The sequence below is a fragment of the Coriobacteriaceae bacterium genome (assembly GCA_025757745.1).
Lineage (GTDB): Bacteria > Actinomycetota > Coriobacteriia > Coriobacteriales > Coriobacteriaceae > Collinsella.
The window spans coordinates 86,386-104,419 of record CP107217.1 but is presented as its reverse complement, the minus strand read 5'-3'; the positions used below and the strand labels follow the sequence as shown (position 1 = coordinate 104,419).

Genomic DNA, 18,034 nt, shown 5'->3' with positions numbered 1-18,034 from the left:
GAGCCTTCCTCTCCCACTACTGCTTGACGCGCAGACGCCAAACAGTGCTCATAGTTGTCCTCGATTCGGCGCACATTCTGGCAACGCGCGCCGATCAATCAACAAAACAGCAGGTAAAACCTATCAAAATAAACCTGTCCCCAAATGGCAGGTTTTAGGCCTCGCCGTGTTCCTCTTCCCAGCTGCGGTCGTCGTATTTCTCGACCACGGCGTCGTCGTCAAAGTGAAGCGGCTTGTCCAGGTTGCGGGGCTTAAAGCCCTCCATGAACTTGTCGCGGCCAAAGCTCTCGGGAATCGCCACGGGGTAGCGGCCGGTAAAGCACGCATCGCAGTAGCCGCCCTTGGGCATGACCTTCAGCAGGCCCTCGACCGAAAGGAAGGCCAGCGAATCGGCGCCGATATACTCGCAAATCTCGTCGACCGTCTTGTTGGCGCTGATAAGCTGCGACTGCACGTCGGTATCGATACCGTAGAAACACGGCCAGATGACCTCGGGCGAGTTGATGCGGATATGAATCTCCTTGGCGCCAGCGTTGCGCAGCATCTTGACGAGCTGCACCATGGTGGTGCCACGCACGATGGAGTCGTCGATGACGACCAGGCGCTTGCCCTCGATGTTGTCGCGCAGCGGGTTGAGCTTCATGCGCACGCCCATGGCGCGCAGCTCCTGCGTGGGCTCGATAAACGTACGGCCCACGTAGCGGTTCTTGATGAGGCCCTCGCCAAAGGGAATACCGCTCTCGTGCGAATACCCCTCCGCGGGCGGCAAGCCGGAGTCGGGCACGCCGATGACCAGGTCGGCCTCGACGGGCTCCTCGTGTGCCAGCTGACGACCCATGTCGTAACGGCAGGCATAGACGCTCTTGCCGTTCATGATGGAATCGGGGCGAGCGAAGTAGACCTGCTCAAAGATGCAGTTAGCAGGCTCTTCGGCGGCAGGCACGCCCTGCTCGGACACCAGACCCTCGGCGCTGATGCGCAAAATCTCGCCGGGACGGACGTCACGGACGTACTCGGCACCCACGATGTCGAGTGCGCAGGTCTCGGAAGCAACGACCCAGCCGCCGGCGCGCGTGACATGGACGGCGGGGTCGACCGTCGCGGCGCCGTCCTGCGACGGCAGCTGCGAAACGGATGCGGCATCGGCCTGATCCAGACCCTCGTCCACCAGCTTGCCCAGCACGAGCGGGCGAATGCCGTGCGGATCGCGGAATGCGTAGAGCGCCTGCTCGTTGATGAGCGTCATGGCGTAGCCGCCACGCACGAGCTCCATGGTCTTGCGAATGCCCTCGCGCAGATGGCCTGTACGCTGAGTAAAGTAGCCGATAAGCTTGGTCGCGACTTCGGAATCCGAATTGGAGAGGAACGGCACGCCCAGCTCGATCAGCTGGCGGCGCAGCTCATCGGTGTTGACCAGAGTGCCGTTGTGAGCAAGCGCGATAATGACGCTGTTGATAGTAGAAAGATGCGGCTGCGAGGCTTCCCAGCTCTTGGCACCGGCGGTGCCATAGCGCACATGACCCACGGCCAGCTGACCGGAGAGCGTCGACAGGTCGGCGTTGGAAAACACGCGATCGAGCAGTCCCAGGTCTTTGCGAACCATAACCGTGCCGCCGTCGCCCACGGCGATTCCCGCCGATTCCTGGCCGCGATGCTGCAGCGCGCGCAGACCAAAGTACGTCAGTCGAGCCACATCGCGATCGGGTGCCCACACACCAAAAATGCCGCATTCCTCATGCAGCTGGTCGGAGTCCGGATCATACGTCGACATGGTCTTCACCTGTCCCGCGGCACGCTCGGCCGCGTGGATGGTTTCTTGAGACATGGCATCCCCTCAGAGCCTCGTTATTTGGCGTTACCTGCCCTATTATACGCACGGCAAGACAAGCACTCCCGCGCATGAACAGCGCTTTTTAAAAGCCCACCGAGCTTATAATCCGTTTTGCAGCCAAACATTTTATTGGGCAACCGCCTCGGGGCCGACGATCCCGCATACTTCCGTTACGACACGTCTCGCCCGCCGTTGGGGCTTGCATTGTTGCAATTGGGACGTTCGTCCTGTCTTTTGGCAGGTCGGCGGCGTATCCTTATAACCTACAACAAAGCGAGAAAGGTTCTGTATGGATCGAAACGAACTCGACCCCAGCGTCCCCAGCGCCACAGAGGTCAAGAAGATTCCCCTCATCATTAAGGTGTACGCCGTCCTGTGCATCCTTTCCGGCGTGGGCACGCTCCCGTCGGTCGCTGCCTTTATGTGGCAGGTCATCACGGCACTTGTTAACGGCAACGCCACCGAAAAGCTCGGCGACAACACGCTCGTCGCAGTCGGCCTTATCGTCGCCGGCATCATGCTCTCTGCGGCAAGTGCCGTCATCCTAATCATCTTTGGCCTGGACCTTATCAAAAACCAGCGCCGCAACGCCGCCCGCCTGTCCTACATCCTTATTGCATTCACCGTCGTCGAGCTTTTGGTCGACGTGATGCTCCAGGGCATCGGGCCCTTCCTGCTGCGTCCCGCGATCCAGCTCGGCATCCTTGTTGCACTTTCGGCAACCGTCGACCCCACGCTGCGTCAGGAGCGCGAACTGCAGCGCCGCCTGCAGGAGATGCTCGACCGCGACGCCGCCGCCGAGGGCATGCTCGGCCGCGATGAAACCGGCGAGGGCTACATCAAGCTCAACTACTTCAACCTGTTCTGGGTGTTCTTTGTCTGCTGCATACTCGGCCTGATCGCCGAGGACATCTGGCACATGACGGTCGACGACCCGGGCGTCTATCAGAACCGCGCCGGCATGCTGTTTGGCCCCTTCAGCCCCATCTACGGATTTGGCGCCGTGCTCATGACCATGGTGCTTAACCGCTTCTACAAAAAGAACCCCATCATCATTTTCCTGGTGAGCGCCCTGCTCGGCGCCAGCTTTGAGGTGTTCGTGGGCTGGTTTATGCAGACCGCGTTTGGCGTGGTCTCGTGGAGCTACTCGCACATAACGCTGTTCGGTTTGCCCGATCCGCTCGTGGTCCTCACGGGCGGACGCACCTGCACGGGCTTCGCCTGCCTGTGGGGCCTGGGCGGCCTCATCTGGATCAAGCTGCTGCTGCCGAGGCTGCTTAAGCTTATCAACAAGATCCCCTGGAAGAGCCGCTACTCGGCCACCGTCATCTTTACCGTTATCATGCTGGTCGACGGCGTCATGACGCTGCAATCGCTCGACTACTGGTACCAGCGCGTTAACGGCACGGAGCCGGACATTCCCGTCGCACAGTTCTACGGAGAGCACTTCGATAACGAGTACATGGAAAACCGCTTCCAGAGCATGACCATGAGCCCCAAGGATGCGACACGCGTATAGCGCTCACCGCGCCCAAAACGCAAAATGCCCGCCGGTATCACACGTACCGGTGGGCATTTTTATAAACGATCCTTCTATCGACGCAATCCTCTACGCCTCGCGCTCGACCTCACTCACGCATTCGTTCTTGATGGTGCCAACGAGCGCCTGCAGTGCATCGACCACGTGTGGGCGAATGTCCCCGCCGATAAGCACGAGCATGATGTCGTCACCTACGGAAAGCTCGCCGCTTGCCAGCCACACGCGCACATAGCCGATACCCGGCATCGCGCGCGTGGCCCCGATAGCAGACCGTACCTTTTCGGCGTCGTAGTCAAAGACCATGCCGCCCACCCTGTGGCCTGGTGCCACGCCATCGGTCTCGACTCCGCGCACCTCGGCCTTGGGCGTCGCACGCACCACACCGTTATGCGTCAGATACATCCCGCAGCCTGCCGCCGAAGCATCGGCCTTGGCCTCGCGCAGCCAAGCATCAATCGAAGGCATCAATTTGCCACTCTCAAGCATCGTTTCTCCCTTACCGTCCCAAATTAGCTACTCTCGGGCAATTTATTCATCAACGGGCGTGAGCACCATGACAGCGCGCGTGTTGCTCAGCGACAGTGAACGGCAGGTCACAAGCGTTACAACCTTGGTTGCCGAAGCGGCACGATCGGTGGCATCACTCGCCACGGCAGAGGCACCGTCGAGCATCTCGGACAGGTAGTTCTTGAGCCCGTCATCGCCCTCAAAATTGGGCGTGCGCGCCTTGGCATACGTGTCCTCGACAACTTTGGTCGCCAGTGGTCGCAGCTTATACGTAGCATCCCGTGTGATGTAATACACAAACTCGATGCTATCGAACGTCGCCTGATCAGTGGTGTCCGAAATCACGTTGAACATCGACCCATCGTTCATATGGTGGCCGTAGATCGTGGTCTGCTGGTCGACCATTCCCGGCGCGGTGTCATCGCTATCCAAGAAGATGGCACCCGAGGCGTTAGACGTGCCATCGAACAGCGTGTTGAGGTATTTGGAGTTGTTGTTGGTCTGCACCACGGGATAGTTGATGTTGGTTCCCGGCACGTAAATCCAACCCACAATCTCGGGGTTCGTCTGAGCAAGCGCATCAAAGTCGATAATCGGCACGCCGCTGGCGTCCTTATCGCTTACATATTGCTTCTCGATTTTCTGATACGAATCGCTCGCCTGCTTATAGCCAATCTGGGCATTAATAAAAATAGCGGCGGCGGCGACAATCAGACCGATACCGATGATGATGAGCAGAATGGGAATAATGGAGTGGCGCTTTTTGCGCGGCGGCTCGGTGCGATCCGACGGCGCGGCATGCGATGAAGACCGGGGCGGCTTCTTAGCGGAGCTATAAGACGAAGGACGATATGCGGCCGGCGCGTCCTGTCGACGATGCGTCGCCGGTGTCACGGGGCGCGGCGCGCGCGGCTGCTGAGGAGAGGATGTCCGACCCTGCTGTGCCGCACGGGCAGCACCCGGCTTCGACGGATCGGGAATCTGAGAAGCCTTGAATCGTTTTCCCTGATAATCGGACATGGCTCTCCTTATACTGCGGTGAAACGGCGGAACGCTTAGGCGTCAGCCATCTCCTGCTTCATCTTCTCGATAACCTTGCGGTACTCGGGGTCGCAAGCACCCAGAATCTGTGTGGCATAGATGGCGGCGTTCTTGGCACCGTTGATGGCAACGCAGGCCACGGGCACGCCCGAAGGCATCTGCACCATCGACAGCAGCGAATCCATACCGCCCAGGTCACTCGTCTTCATAGGCACGCCGATAACCGGCAGCGGCGTAAAGGCAGCCACGACACCACCCAAGTGAGCGGCCTTGCCGGCGGCGGCGATAATCACTTTGATACCGCGATCGGCGGCAGTCGAAGCCCAGTCGTGGACCTTCGCCGGCGTGCGGTGCGCGCTCGCAATGACGAGCTCATAGGGCACACCCAGTGCCTCGAGCTCGGCGGTGCAGCCTTCCATAACGCCCAGATCGGACTTGGAACCCATGATGATCCCGACAACCGGCTTCTGATCTGCCATAAACATAGACCTCCTGTTGAGAGCGGTGACGCAGCGAATCCGCGACCCTTAACTGCAAATAATTCAAGTATAGCCACCGATGCCGATGTGTTCGGTGAGAGACGGAATGCTTTGCGAGATTAAGGCCGAAGGGTCGGAGCTTTCCGCCTACATTCAAAAAGCATGCCCACCGTCCTTGGGTGGGACGGCGGGCACGCTTGCTTAGCTGTTGCTGGGGCTACTTGGCCTTGCTGCGACGATGGAAGAAAGCGCCGATCGCGGCGATGATGGCGCCAAGACCACCGACGGTCACGACGGTCGCCGCCGTCTGGTCGCCGGTATTGGGGATCGCCGAACCGTTCTTCTTGCTGCCCTGGGCCTTGTCGCCTGCGGGCTTGCCCGCCTGGTTGCCGCCGTTCGAGCCATTGCCGGAACCCTGGTTGCCCGAGCCGCCCTGGTTGCCGGAGTCGGCATCCCTGAGGCTCTCAATGGCCAGCTTGAGCTGGTCATAGGCCGCCTGGAGCTGGGTGTCGGAAGCATTCTCATCACCCAAGACGTCCTCGGCGTAGGTAATGGCATCCGTCAGGGCCTTGACAGACTCGTCCGTCTTGCCCCTGGTGTCAGTCTCCTTCGCCTGCTTGACCAGGGCCTTGAGCTGCTTCTTAGTCGGATTCTCGACCGGGACCACCGGGGTCTTCTCGAGCGCGCCGCGGGCGCTCTCGAGCGCCCTGAGCGCCTGGTCGACCTCGTCCTGCGTGGCGTCCTCATCGCTCAAGATGGCGCGGGCGCTCGCCAGGGCGTTCTCGAGCGCCGTCCAGGAGGCCTCGGTGTAGTCACCGGCCTTGAGGTCGCCGGCAGCAACCTCGGCATCAACCTTTTCGATCGCGGTAGCGAGATCATCCTTCGCCACCGGATCGGGGACGGCCGTACCGTAGAACTTGAGCTCCGCCATGCTGCAGTAGGCATCAACGTCGCCACCGCCGGCGTGAATCACCTTGACGGTCACGTAGCGACCGCGCGCGGCGCCAAAGCTCATCTGCTTCCAGTCGCCACGGTCGGTGAGCACGCGGCCGTCGTTGTCGAAGGCGAACGTACCCATCGACGCGGCGGTGCCCATCTCATAACCGTCGGCAGTGTCGGAGACCAGTATCTCGGCCTCGAAGATATCGCCGTTAGTGCCGCCGTCCTGGCGCGGCAGGAATGTAACGTCGGTGAGATCGTAGTCGCGGCCCAGGTCGACACTCAGATACTGGGGCATACCGGTCCCATGGGCCCAGTCGCTGTGCCAAAGCGTCCGCTCGTCGCCGTCGAGAGCGTTGACGGCGTTGCTGCCCTCGTAGTCGGCCTCACTCGAGAAGCCGGCCACCTTGACGTTCTTGCGGTTCTCGGGCGTGTTGATGAGAATCTTCTCATCGACAGGGCGCATCTTGAGGCCGTCGATTGCCTTCTCGATCTTGGCTGTGGCGTCTGCGACATCCTTCTTGCTATAGCTGCCTTGGCCGCCGTCGAGGAGCTTCCGAGCCGCCTCGACCGCAGTGGTGAGAGCTGCATAGGAATCCTTAGTGTAGACGGACTCGCTGTAGCCCATGGCCTTGGAAAGCGCTGCCACGAGCGCAGAGGTATCGACACCAGCCTTGACCTCGACCTCATAGGATGCGGTCTTGGAGGGGTCGAGTACCGACGCCACCGTGATCTTTGCCTTGCCGGCCTTGTTGGCACGCAGGTAGTAGCTCACGCTATCGCCAGCCTGAACAGCGGAGACGCTTACCACGGAGGGGTCGGAGCTCTCGACCGTCACATAGGGGTAGCCGGCGCTCTCAGGCGTGGCCTTGGCGTCGACGAGCGTAACGTCGCCTTCAAAGAACTCGGTCTGGTTCTTGCCTAGCTCGACACCCTCGATGGCCTCGACACCCTGCGTGTAGTTGAAGTTGACCTCACGCAGTGTGAGCATCTGGTCACCCGATGCCTCAAGCGGCGTGACCTCGACCTTGGTCGCCTTCTTGCCCTTGTTCTCGGCAGAGAGGCCAAAGGCGTAGCGAGCCCGGAAGGAATCGTACTCCCCGCCCGCGAACTCTTGGGTCGAGCCATCCTCGAACGTCACGACAGCCTTGATCTTCTGCACGGTTCCGTTGCCACCGTTGCGGTTAACGACCTCGACACTATCGAGTTTCGACGGCGTCTTAAATGCGAATGTCATCGTGGTGGGAAGCTTCACGTAACTCGGAAGCTTACCCTCGCTGTCCCAGTTGCCGCTCCAGTCCCATAGGAACTCAAAGCCGTTGTCGCCCTCGTTATTATCGAACAGCGCGTTATAGCTCTTCTGCTGGATAAGTTTCTCGACGTTGGTCCCGTCGTCGGTCGTGAGCTCATCGTTGGTCATCGTGATGTTGAAGGCATCCTGACCGTACTCGGCGACCGTTGGCTGAGGAACATCCGGCATCGTCACCGTGCCGTCGCTCGCAAACTCAAGCGCGTCGCATGCCGGACCGATGAGCCAAGATGTCGAGGGCAGTTCGACCTTGCCGGCGGTCTTGGCCTTGAGCTTGAAACTCGCCACCGCGCCGGTACCGTTGTAGAGCTTGCCATCGCCGCGGTTGGCAAAGGCGAGATTGATAGTCTGCGTTCTGTCCGCGAACTGGACCTTCTCGCGAGACAGGTTCTCCATGCCGGCAGTCGAGCCGTCCTGCGCGATGCTCTCGGACACAAACTCGAACTGGTCGCTCTTGAAGTTGACGAGAGCGCCCAGGGCGTTGACGTTCTTGGCGTCGGCCGCATAGACATCAACGGTGATCTCATCACCGGCCTCGACCTCGGTCTTGCTCGGAATCACCGCGAGCGAACCTGCGACCTTGCCCTTTTGTTTAGTGCCGCCGTCAAGACCCGCCATGGTGAACGAGTAATCGTAGACGTCGTAAACGCCGTTATCGTTGAGGTCGGCGAAGTGGTCGCGGATCTGCGAACCGAACGTCGGGGTATCGGGCTCGCGATTCTCGAGGCCCAGATAGTTCTTCATGTTGGAGTAGTCTCCGTCGGAGATCGTGGCCTTGTTGAGGTTGGAGCCCACGGCGAAGCCATCCGTGCCGTCGGTCTTGTAGATGGCAATCTCGGACGCGGAGAAGAAATTGCCGACCGAGGCGAGCGGTGTCATGCGCACGTAACGGGCGGCCACGGTGCCGTCAAACGCTACCGTCTTACAATCAGCGGAACGTGCCCAATCGACCTCCTGGCTCGTCCAGTGGACGCCATCGAGACTCGTCTCAACACGCATCTTGGTCACGGTGCCGTTGCCGGCGTCATCGCGCGGATAGTACTCGAGCTTATCGAGCTTGTAAGCGCGTCCATAGTCAACGGTAAGCGCCTTGCCCAGATCGTTGCCACCGGAGTGGAAACCGCCGTCGCCCGACTGGAACTCATGGTCGAAGGCGCGCTCGGCCTTATGGCTGCCGTAAAGTGAGCCCTCCCAGGTGATTTCCTCGGCGTCGGGGACGTTCCGCCACGGATCGAGTGCGGAGTTCGCCTCGAGCACATCGCTCCAGGCGGAGTAACCTTCGGCGTTGCGCGAACGAATCTGGTAGGTGTGCTTGCTATTGTAGGCGAGGTCGGTGTGCGTGAACTCGGCCGCATCACCCACGGCAAACACAGTGCCGTCGACCTTAAGGTCGTAGGAGGTAGCACCATCGACCTTTCCCCAGGTGAGCTTGATGCTCGTTGGGGTCGTGGCGTCCTCGGGGGCAGCAAGGTTCGTGGGTGCGGAGAGGTTCTCGTTGAGGCGATCGGCTGTGAGCGTGGCGTCGGCGTTCACGAAACCGCCCAGCTCAAGCGTCTGCGCCGCTGCAGCAACATCGGTCTTCGCGAACTTGACGTAGACCTTGGGGTTCGTGGTGATCTTGGTGTTGTTGAAGCTCTCGCCCTGCTCGGCCTCGGTGCCGTCCGCATCGCTGCCGTAGTGGTTGAGGTTGGGGGTCTCGCTGTAGAAGTAGACCGCCTGGCCGGCCTCGGGGGTCGCGGCGTCAAAGGTCTCCTGCGAGTCGACCTCAACCACGTTGAGTGCGGATCCGCCGTTCTTGGCGACAACGCTCGTGGGCTTGGCGGACACATTGGCCACGAAGGTCGTGGTGCGGTTGGAGTCGTAGCCGTTGTAGCCGCCCTGCGAGGCCTCGGCGGTAAAGGTCGCGGTGCCGCCTGCGGCCTTGGAGCTGTAGACGGTGCTCACATGCTCACCGTAGGAGATATTGTCGATCGTGCCGTAGGAATCGTCCTCAGTCGTGTTGTTCTCGATGGAGGAGCCGTCGTCCTCGTACTGCGTAAAGGTGCCGTCGCCCTCGGTGGCGAAGAACTCGACGATACGCTGGCTGCGGTCGGTACCCTTGGTGTTGGTGTCGCTCACGGCCTCGGGGTTGTTGTTCTCGGCGTACATCGGCACGATAGCGTTGGCCTTCACAAACAGCGGCAGCTTCCAAAGCGGAGCCTCGTAGTTGTTGAGAACCTGGCCGCCGCGATACTGCTTACCCGAGAAGTAATCGATCCAGATGGTGGGATTCTCGTCGGTGCCGTAGTTGGGGAGGTAAATCCCATTGCGAATGTCGTTGCCGTTCTCGTCTGCCTGGGTATCCTGATACACCGGTGCCACTAGGAAGTTCTCACCGAACATATACTGGTACTGCGTCGAAGTGCTTGCGGCGTACTCGGAGTTGTCGGAAAGCAGCATGGCGCGGATCATGGGCAGGCCGGCATCGCCGTTACCCGTGTCGATGTTGGCCGCCGAGGCCGCGCTCGTGTAGATATAGGGCATGAGCTGCGCCTTGAGCTTGAGGTAGAAGCGCGAGATGCCTGTGTAGGGATCGCCGTGCGTCATGGGCGATTTACGGTAGGTGCCCCAACCGTCCATGTCAAGCATAGAGGGCGTGAACGTCTTCCACTGGTAGTCACGCGCAGAGATGATGGGGTCGCCGCCAAAGATGCCATCCATGTCGGAGCCGATGTTGGGGTTGCCCGAAAGACTCTGACCGATATACGTGGGGATATGGAAGCGAATGTACTCCCAGTTACCGCCATACTGGTCGCCGGTCCAAATGCCACCAAAGCGTTGCGTGCCGGCCCAACCATCGAGCGTGATGATGTTGGGGCGCTTGTTAGCGCCGGTCGTCACCGTGTCATAAGCTGTCTTGATGCCATTAAGACCAAAGGAGTAGCCAGATCCAACCCAGGCAACGTCGGTCTTAAGGGTAGTGATGCCTCCCGTCTTGACCTCGGCGTCGAAGTCGCGAAGCAGATGCCACGGGGTCTCAGGGTTGCTGTCGGGCTCAAGGTTGGACTGGGTCCACAAGCCCGTGCTCACACCCTTGGAGTTGGCATACTCGGTGAACTTCTTAAGGTTGTCGACATTGGCACGCACAGCGTTAAGACGGTCGGCCGAGCTCGCTCCGTCGGAGTTGACGCCGCCGGTCTTGTAGTAACCGTTCTGGCCATAGCCGGCGCCGTAACCGTCGTTCGGCAGGAACCAGCCGAGCGGCATGTCGTTGTCCTCGTAGTCATCGATAACCTGACGAGCAGAGAACTGGCGGTCGAAATCGGTCGCTTTCATGTTCTCGGTATCAACCGTAGGGCCCTCACCGTTGAGCGTCTCGGCCGCAAGTATGCCGTCGAGCTTGTAGCCCGTCGACATGCCAGACTCGTACTTAACGTCGCCCTTCTCGCTCGAGGACTTGCTGCCCTTGGTCTCCCACTTCTTTTGACCCGAGGTCGTTGACCAGCCATCACGGTTATAGGCATTAAGATGACCAAGGTAGAACCCGTACTCGGGCAGCAGTACCGGGTTACCGGTCACCTTGTAGTAGTCCTGCAGCATCTCGGTTGCCACGTTCGAAGCGCCCTCGTTGGTCGCCACGAAGTAGTAGGCATCAAACTCATTCTCGCTGTGCAAAGTCGTGACCGTCGATGAGTCCGTGGAACCGAAGTCGTAGGAACCCTCTGCAAACGTGTTTCGGAGTACGCCGTAGCCGTCACTCGTCCAATAAAACGGGTTGGGCGAGGCAACGCCGCCATCGGTCCAGTTGTTCGTGTTGGAGATGGCGATGGTCTGGTTGGTGTGCAGGAAGCGTCCGTTCTGGGTGCCGCCGCCAAAGAAGTTCTCGGACTTCTCCTTGGCGAGCGTCTGGACGGTACCCTTCTTATCAAGGTCGAGGGACGCGGACTCGGAAACCACGACACGGTCGCCTGACTTGATACTCATCTTGCCAGTCGCCTTGTCCAGGATCACGGTCGCCTTTCCGCCGGTGATCTCGATAGTGTCGCCCTTGTCGGCAACCGTCGCACTCGGCTTGCTGTAGGTGTCCGAGGTATCGGGCTGAGCCTGGATCTTAGCCGTGTGGGACTTACTGCGCGGCGTGGCGTACTCGGAAAACTCACCCTTGGGGTCGACGTTATAACGGAAAATACCGTCCTCGAGGAACGTAATACGGCCCTTGATGCCGTCAGCGAAATCGATGTCGACGACATTCGAGGCAGACTGGGACACGGTCGCCGAGTCGACGCCCTTGAGTGGCGTGGCAATCGCCTGCTGGGGATTGGCAAACACGAGCGTCGCTGCAGTGGCAACGAGGACCGCGCTTCCCTTCACCCACCGTTTCGTAAAAATGGAATTCCTGCGCACCTGGTCTCCTTTCTTCCGAGATGCTGAGGTGCCGAGGACGCCCCCCCCGGCAGCATGGGAAAACGTATCAAACGGGGATGTTCGGTACATTCCGCACAATGGGGCCACCCGTTACCAAGGGGCCAACTGGTAGTAACCAGATAGCCACCTACTAGGTCATATCAATATATGGGAGCACTTGCGCAACCAAGTTCGGAAGTCCACCAGCGGCAGTAAAATGAGCGTCAGCGGCAAGGTGGGCTTAATAAGCCATACCAATTGGTTCTTCAGTCAAATACCAATCTAGCAAAAATGTACTGTTTATCTGGTATTACACAGACCATACCTTTCCCTCGGGAACTGGGCTTCGCGAAGTTTCCCGAGAGAAAAGCTCGACCGCCGCCCTGCGATCTACCGGAGATTGCTATGACGTACGTTGGCTGATTTGGTTTGGAATGAGAGGTTGACGGAGGATGGTGGACAGTTAGTTCAGATTTGTATTTTTTGGCCGGGTCCTTACGTGCAAACGTATCGTTTTGAAGCCGTTTTAGACCCAATAACGCCCTTTTCTCATTCCTGACTGCGCATCCTTGTCGCATCAGACCGCCAAGAACGACTCATTTGAGCTCAAATCGGCCTTTTCCACCCTCACAAAAATACAAATCTGAACTAACTGTCCAGCGGCACTCTCAGCCAGCCACAAAAAGGTCCTCCGGTGAATGCAATTCACCGGAGGACCCCATACAAAACGTGGGCTCTGCCCACACTCACTTTTTATTCAGCCCTAGTCATCGCGCAAAGCCCCTTCGGCAGCACACGGTGCAACCGAGTCACCGTAGGCCGGGGCGGAGGGGACTGAGTTTCCCCCTTCGCTCCGGCTGCAAGCAGAGTCGCTCAGTGAGAAACTCAGCCCCCTCCGCCCCGGCCGGCCAGCTCAATCTACACCGTGTGCTGCGGCAGGTCCTGCAGGGCGATGACGTCCATGCCCATGTCGTTGGCGCTGCCGTGACCCTGTTGGTCCTCGCGAACGGCCTCGATGGCGCTCACGTAGGTGTTGGCGGCAGACATCGCGGTCACGCAGGTCACGCCGCGGCGCACGGCCTCGGTGCGCAGCAGATAGCCGTCGCCGCGCGAGCCCGGACCGTACGGCGTGTTGATGATCACCGCGATCTTGCCATCGGCGATGAGGTCGCCGATGTTGGGGCGCTCGCCGTCGTGCGGGCCGCTAATCTTCTCCACGATCTCGCACGTCACGTTGCCTCCACGCAGCACGCGCGCCGTACCCTCGGTGGAGCAGATGTCAAAGCCCAGGTAACGCAGGATACGCGCGACCGAAAGGATGTGGCGCTTGTCGCGGTCGCACACGCTAATGAACACCTTGCCGCAGCTCGGGTCGGGCAGCCTGTAGTCGATCGCCAGCTGCGTCTTGGCGTATGCCTCGGGATAGCTCTTAGCGATACCCATGACCTCGCCCGTCGACTTCATCTCGGGCCCCAGGATGACGTCGGCGCCCGGGAAACGACCCCAGGGCATAACGGCTTCCTTCATGCAGAACCAGTCCAGCTGACGTTCGTCGCTCGGCAGGCCCAAGCTCGCGATGGAATCGCCTGCCATGATGCGCGCCGCGCATTTGGCCAGCGGCACGCCGGTGGCCTTGGAGATAAACGGCACGGTACGGCTGGCGCGCGGGTTGGCCTCGATCACGTAAACGGTCTCGCCCTTAATGGCGTACTGCACGTTGACCAGACCGCGCACGCCCAGCGCCATCGCGATGCGGCGCGTGGTCTCGCGGAGCTTCGCCTGCAGGCTCTCGCTAAAGCTGAACGGCGGAATGCAGGTCGCGGAGTCACCGGAATGAATACCGGCCTCTTCGATATGCTCCAGGATGCCGCCGATGTAGACCTCCTCGCCGTCGCACAGGGCGTCGACATCAGACTCGATCGCACCCTCCAGGAAGCGATCGAGATACACCGGGTAGTCAGGGCTAATGCGCGCAGCCTCGGCCATGTAATCGCGCAGATGCTCGGCATCGTAGGCGATCATCATGCCGCGACCGCCCAGCACATAGCTCGGACGCACCAGCAGCGGGTAGCCAATGTGCGCGGCAACGGCTTCGGCCTCCTCAAACGAGGTGGCCTGGCCCGCCGGCGGATACATAATGCCCAGCTTATCGAGCAAGGCGGCAAAACGCTCGCGGTCCTCGGCAAAATCGATGGCGTCGGGCTTGGTACCCATGATGTTCACGCCGCTCTCCTCGAGCATGCGTGCCAGCTTAAGCGGGGTCTGGCCGCCGAGCGTCACTACGACGCCGTCGGGGCGCTCGACATCGATAACGTCCATGACGTCCTCGTAGGTAAGCGGCTCAAAGTACAGGCGGTCGGACGTGTCATAGTCGGTCGAGACGGTCTCGGGATTGCAGTTGACCATGATGGTCTCAAAGCCGCGGGCGGCCAGCGCATAGCTCGCATGCACGCAGCAGTAGTCAAACTCGATACCCTGGCCGATACGGTTGGGACCGGCACCCAGAATCATCGCCTTGGGCTTGCTTGCCGGCGTGGTCTCGTCGGGAGCAACGCACTTCTTGGCGACCGGGCTCGTGCGGTAGATGTTCTCATAGGTCTTGTAGTGGTATTCCGTGGCACTCGAGAACTCGGCGGCGCAGGTGTCGACTGTCTTCATGCTGGGGACCACGCCCAGACCCTTACGGTAAGCGCGAACAAAGCGCTCGTCCGAGCCGGTCAGCGCGGCAATCTCGGCATCGCTCGTGCCATACTGCTTGAGCAGGCGCATCGCGTCGGCGTCAATGTCTTCCACGCGCAGGCCGCGGATGCTTTCCTGGACCTGCACCATATCGTTGATGCGGTTGAGGTACCACGGATCGATACCGCAGATGGTGTGGATGCGCGCGATATCCCAGCCACGACGCAGAGCCTCGACCACAAAGAAGATACGGTGCTCGGTCGGGGTGCCCACAGCCTGGGCGAGTTCATCGTCGCTCAGCTTATCGGCACCCTCCTTGCCGCCAGCGCAAATGCCCTGGTGTCCATCCTCCAGCGAGCGCATGGCCTTACCAAAGGCCTCCTCAAAGGTGCGGCCGATCGCCATGATCTCGCCCACGGCCTTCATGCGCGTGGTGAGCGTGGGGTCGGTGCCCTTGAACTTCTCGAAGGCAAAGCGCGGCACCTTGACCACGCAGTAGTCGATCGTGGGTTCAAAGCAGGCGGGCGTTGCCTTGGTGATGTCGTTGACGATCTCGTCGAGCGTGTAGCCCACGGCCAGGCGAGCGGCGGCCTTGGCGATGGGGAAGCCCGTGGCCTTGGAGGCCAGCGCGGACGAACGACTCACGCGCGGGTTCATCTCGATGACAATCAGGCGGCCGGTCTGGGGGTTCACGGCAAACTGCACGTTAGAGCCACCGGTCTCGACGCCGATCTTCTCCAAGATAGCGAGCGAGGCGACACGCATGCGCTGATACTCAAGGTCGGAGAGGGTCTGCGCCGGCGCCACGGTGATGGAGTCACCGGTATGCACGCCCATGGGGTCGAGGTTCTCGATGGAGCACACGATGATGCCGTTGCCGGCGTGGTCACGCATAACCTCCATCTCGTACTCTTTCCAACCCTCGATGGATTCCTCGACCAGCACCTCATGGGCAGGCGAGAGTTCAAGGCCCTGGCTCACGATGGAGACGAGTTCCTCGTGAGTATGCGCGATGCCACCACCGGCGCCGCCCAAGGTAAAGCTCGGACGCAGCACGCAGGGATAGCCCACACGCTCGGCGATGGCCTCGGCGTCAGCCACGCTGTAGGCATAGCCCGAGCGCGCGACCTCCAGGCCGATCTCGGCCATGGCCTCGTTAAAGAGCTTGCGGTCCTCACCGCGCTCGATGGCGGCAAGGTCACAGCCGATCATCTCGACGCCGTACTTGTCGAGTGTGCCGTCCTTTGCCAGCTCGACGGCGGCATTCAGACCGGTCTGGCCGCCCAGCGTGGGCAGCAGCGCATCCGGGCGCTCCTTCTTGATCACGCGCTCGATAAATTCGGCGGTGATGGGCTCGACATAGGTGCGGTCGGCCAAGCCCGGGTCGGTCATGATGGTCGCCGGGTTGGAGTTGACCAGGATGACCTCAAAGCCATCCTCCTTGAGCACCTTGCAGGCCTGGGCGCCGGAGTAATCGAACTCGCAGGCCTGGCCAATGACGATGGGGCCCGAGCCAATGACGAGGATGCGCTTGATGTCGGTACGTTTAGGCATGTTTAAAACCTCCTAGAGAGGCTGACTCAATGTTTTGGAAAAGTCAGCGAGGGTGCAGCTGGTGCATCAGGTTGCCGTGATGCGAGGGCGCGCTGGGCTTATGCCCGCGCGTCCGAAGCAGAACGGCAAGATGATGTGCCAGATGCAGCCGCAGCGTCGACAGGTCCGCCGTTCGGTAGAACGGCGGAACCACTATCGGCGAAATTCCAGCCGGCGAGGCGGTCCTTCGCGGTGTCGATGTCCAGGTAGTTCTCCTCGCCGTCCATGAGTCGCGTAAAGGCGGTAAAGAGATAGTGGGCATCGGTAGGGCCAGGCGAAGCCTCGGGGTGGTACTGGACCGAGAAGCACGGGGCGTCGAGCAGCTGGATGCCCTCGGCGGTGCCGTCGTTGAGGTTCACATGTGTCAGGCGAATGCGGCCAAAGCGCTCGTTCATCACGACTGGCGCGATGCCGCGACGCACCCAGGCGCGCAGGTCGCCATCGGCCGCATGCTCGGTTTCGCCGCCGGAAAGCTCCGGAATCAGTTTGCCCAGACTGGGGAACAGCAGGCCAAAGCCGTGGTTTTGCGCGGTGATCTCCACGCGACGGCTCACCAGATTCATAACCGGCTGGTTACCGCCACGGTGACCGAATTTAAGCTTTTCCATTTGGGCGCCGCAGGCCAGGCTGATCATCTGGTGACCCAGGCAAATACCAAAGACCGGCACCTTGCCGATCAGCTGCTGCACCTGCTCGTAGGTCTCCACCACGGCATCGGGGTCGCCGGGGCCGTTGGACAAAAAGACGCCGTCGGGATTCATGTCGAGCACCTGCTGGGCGGGCGTATCCCACGGCACGACGGTGAGGTCGCAGCCGGCACGGACCAGGCCCTCCAGGATGCCGCGCTTGACACCGCAGTCGTAGGCGACCACTTTGTGGCGGGCAGGAGCGGCAGGGGCAAGCGCAAAGTCATGCGTAGTGGGCAGGTCGTTCGCAGCAAAGGCATGGGGCTCAGGGCAGCTCACGGTCTTGACCAGGTTCTCGCCGACCAGCGTAGGCGCGGCGGACAGGCGCTCGGCAAGCTCGTCGACGTCGAAGATCTCCGTCGAGATTATGCCCATCTTGGAACCGTTGTCGCGCAGGTGGCGCACGAGAGCGCGGGTGTCGACGCCCTCGATAGCGACGATGCCGTGTGCACGCAGGTACTCCGGCACGCTGACGGTCGAGCGCCAGTTAGAAGGCGTGGCGCACATGTCGTGGACGACCATGCCGCGCATGGCGGGAGCGCTCGCGGGGCGAGCGGTATCGCCGGGGAAGGCCGACTGGACATCGGTCTCGTCAATGCCGTAGTTGCCGATCTGCGGATAGGTCATGGTTACGATTTGGCCGGCATAGCTCGGGTCGGTCATGACCTCAAAGTAGCCCTCGAGCGACGTGTTAAAGCAGACCTCGCCGGTTGCGGTACCCTCGGCACCGCATGCACGGCCATAAAAAATGGTCCCATCCTCAAGATACAGGATGCAGGGACCGCAGGTGCCCTTGCTGGTTTTAGCCAGCATACGCTGGCACAGCTCGCTGGGCGCGACGGTGCGGGCGGCAGCGCCCGCAATATGGTTGTTCGCCATAGTTCTCCTTCCCGGTCTCACAGGACCGGCTTAAAGGTGTGTAGTTAGGCCTCGCGGTATTCTAACCGCAAGCATCGCCCATGGCATTAATTACATAGAATTGTTTACAAAATGATAATTATGACTTCCTGTGCATAATGATTTTTCTGGGACGGGGATTAAAAAATT

At 60.5% G+C, this 18,034-nt stretch carries 8 protein-coding genes; 1 reads left to right on the top strand and 7 read right to left on the bottom strand.

The features are described 5' to 3' along the window. Positions 1–154: 154 nt before the first annotated feature. On the bottom strand, positions 155–1,825 hold the full coding sequence (locus OGM60_00430; protein UYI99290.1) for an amidophosphoribosyltransferase: 1,671 nt from the start codon (positions 1,823–1,825) through the stop codon (positions 155–157). Between the two features lie 295 nt (positions 1,826–2,120). Here OGM60_00430 and OGM60_00425 point away from each other — a divergent pair, with 295 nt between their 5' ends. Then, positions 2,121–3,350, top strand: coding sequence for a putative ABC transporter permease (locus OGM60_00425; GenBank protein UYI99289.1), 1,230 nt, complete (start codon positions 2,121–2,123; stop codon positions 3,348–3,350). Between the two features lie 90 nt (positions 3,351–3,440). Here the strand turns inward: OGM60_00425 and OGM60_00420 are convergent, their stop codons facing one another. The 6 genes from OGM60_00420 to carA form a co-directional block, all read right to left on the bottom strand. Then, on the bottom strand, positions 3,441–3,857 hold the full coding sequence (locus OGM60_00420; GenBank protein UYI99288.1) for a molybdopterin biosynthesis protein: 417 nt from the start codon (positions 3,855–3,857) through the stop codon (positions 3,441–3,443). Positions 3,858–3,899: 42 nt separating this feature from the next. Further along, complete coding sequence (locus OGM60_00415; GenBank protein ID UYI99287.1) at positions 3,900–4,898, bottom strand: sortase; 999 nt, start codon at positions 4,896–4,898, stop codon at positions 3,900–3,902. 35 nt (positions 4,899–4,933) lie between these two features. Beyond that, the gene (gene purE / locus OGM60_00410) at positions 4,934–5,398 is read right to left on the bottom strand and encodes a 5-(carboxyamino)imidazole ribonucleotide mutase (GenBank protein ID UYI99286.1); all 465 of its coding nucleotides are present in this window, start codon (positions 5,396–5,398) and stop codon (positions 4,934–4,936) included. 217 nt (positions 5,399–5,615) lie between these two features. Then, positions 5,616–11,996 carry a discoidin domain-containing protein gene (locus tag OGM60_00405; protein UYI99285.1) on the bottom strand — a complete coding sequence of 2,127 codons (6,381 nt, stop codon included), beginning with the start codon at positions 11,994–11,996 and terminating at the stop codon, positions 5,616–5,618. Between the two features lie 951 nt (positions 11,997–12,947). Continuing rightward, complete coding sequence (gene carB, locus OGM60_00400; protein UYI99284.1) at positions 12,948–16,262, bottom strand: carbamoyl-phosphate synthase large subunit; 3,315 nt, start codon at positions 16,260–16,262, stop codon at positions 12,948–12,950. 98 nt (positions 16,263–16,360) lie between these two features. Next, positions 16,361–17,866: a glutamine-hydrolyzing carbamoyl-phosphate synthase small subunit gene (gene carA, locus OGM60_00395; protein ID UYI99283.1), complete on the bottom strand. Its 1,506-nt coding sequence runs from the start codon at positions 17,864–17,866 to the stop codon at positions 16,361–16,363. Between the last annotated feature and the right edge of the window lie 168 nt (positions 17,867–18,034).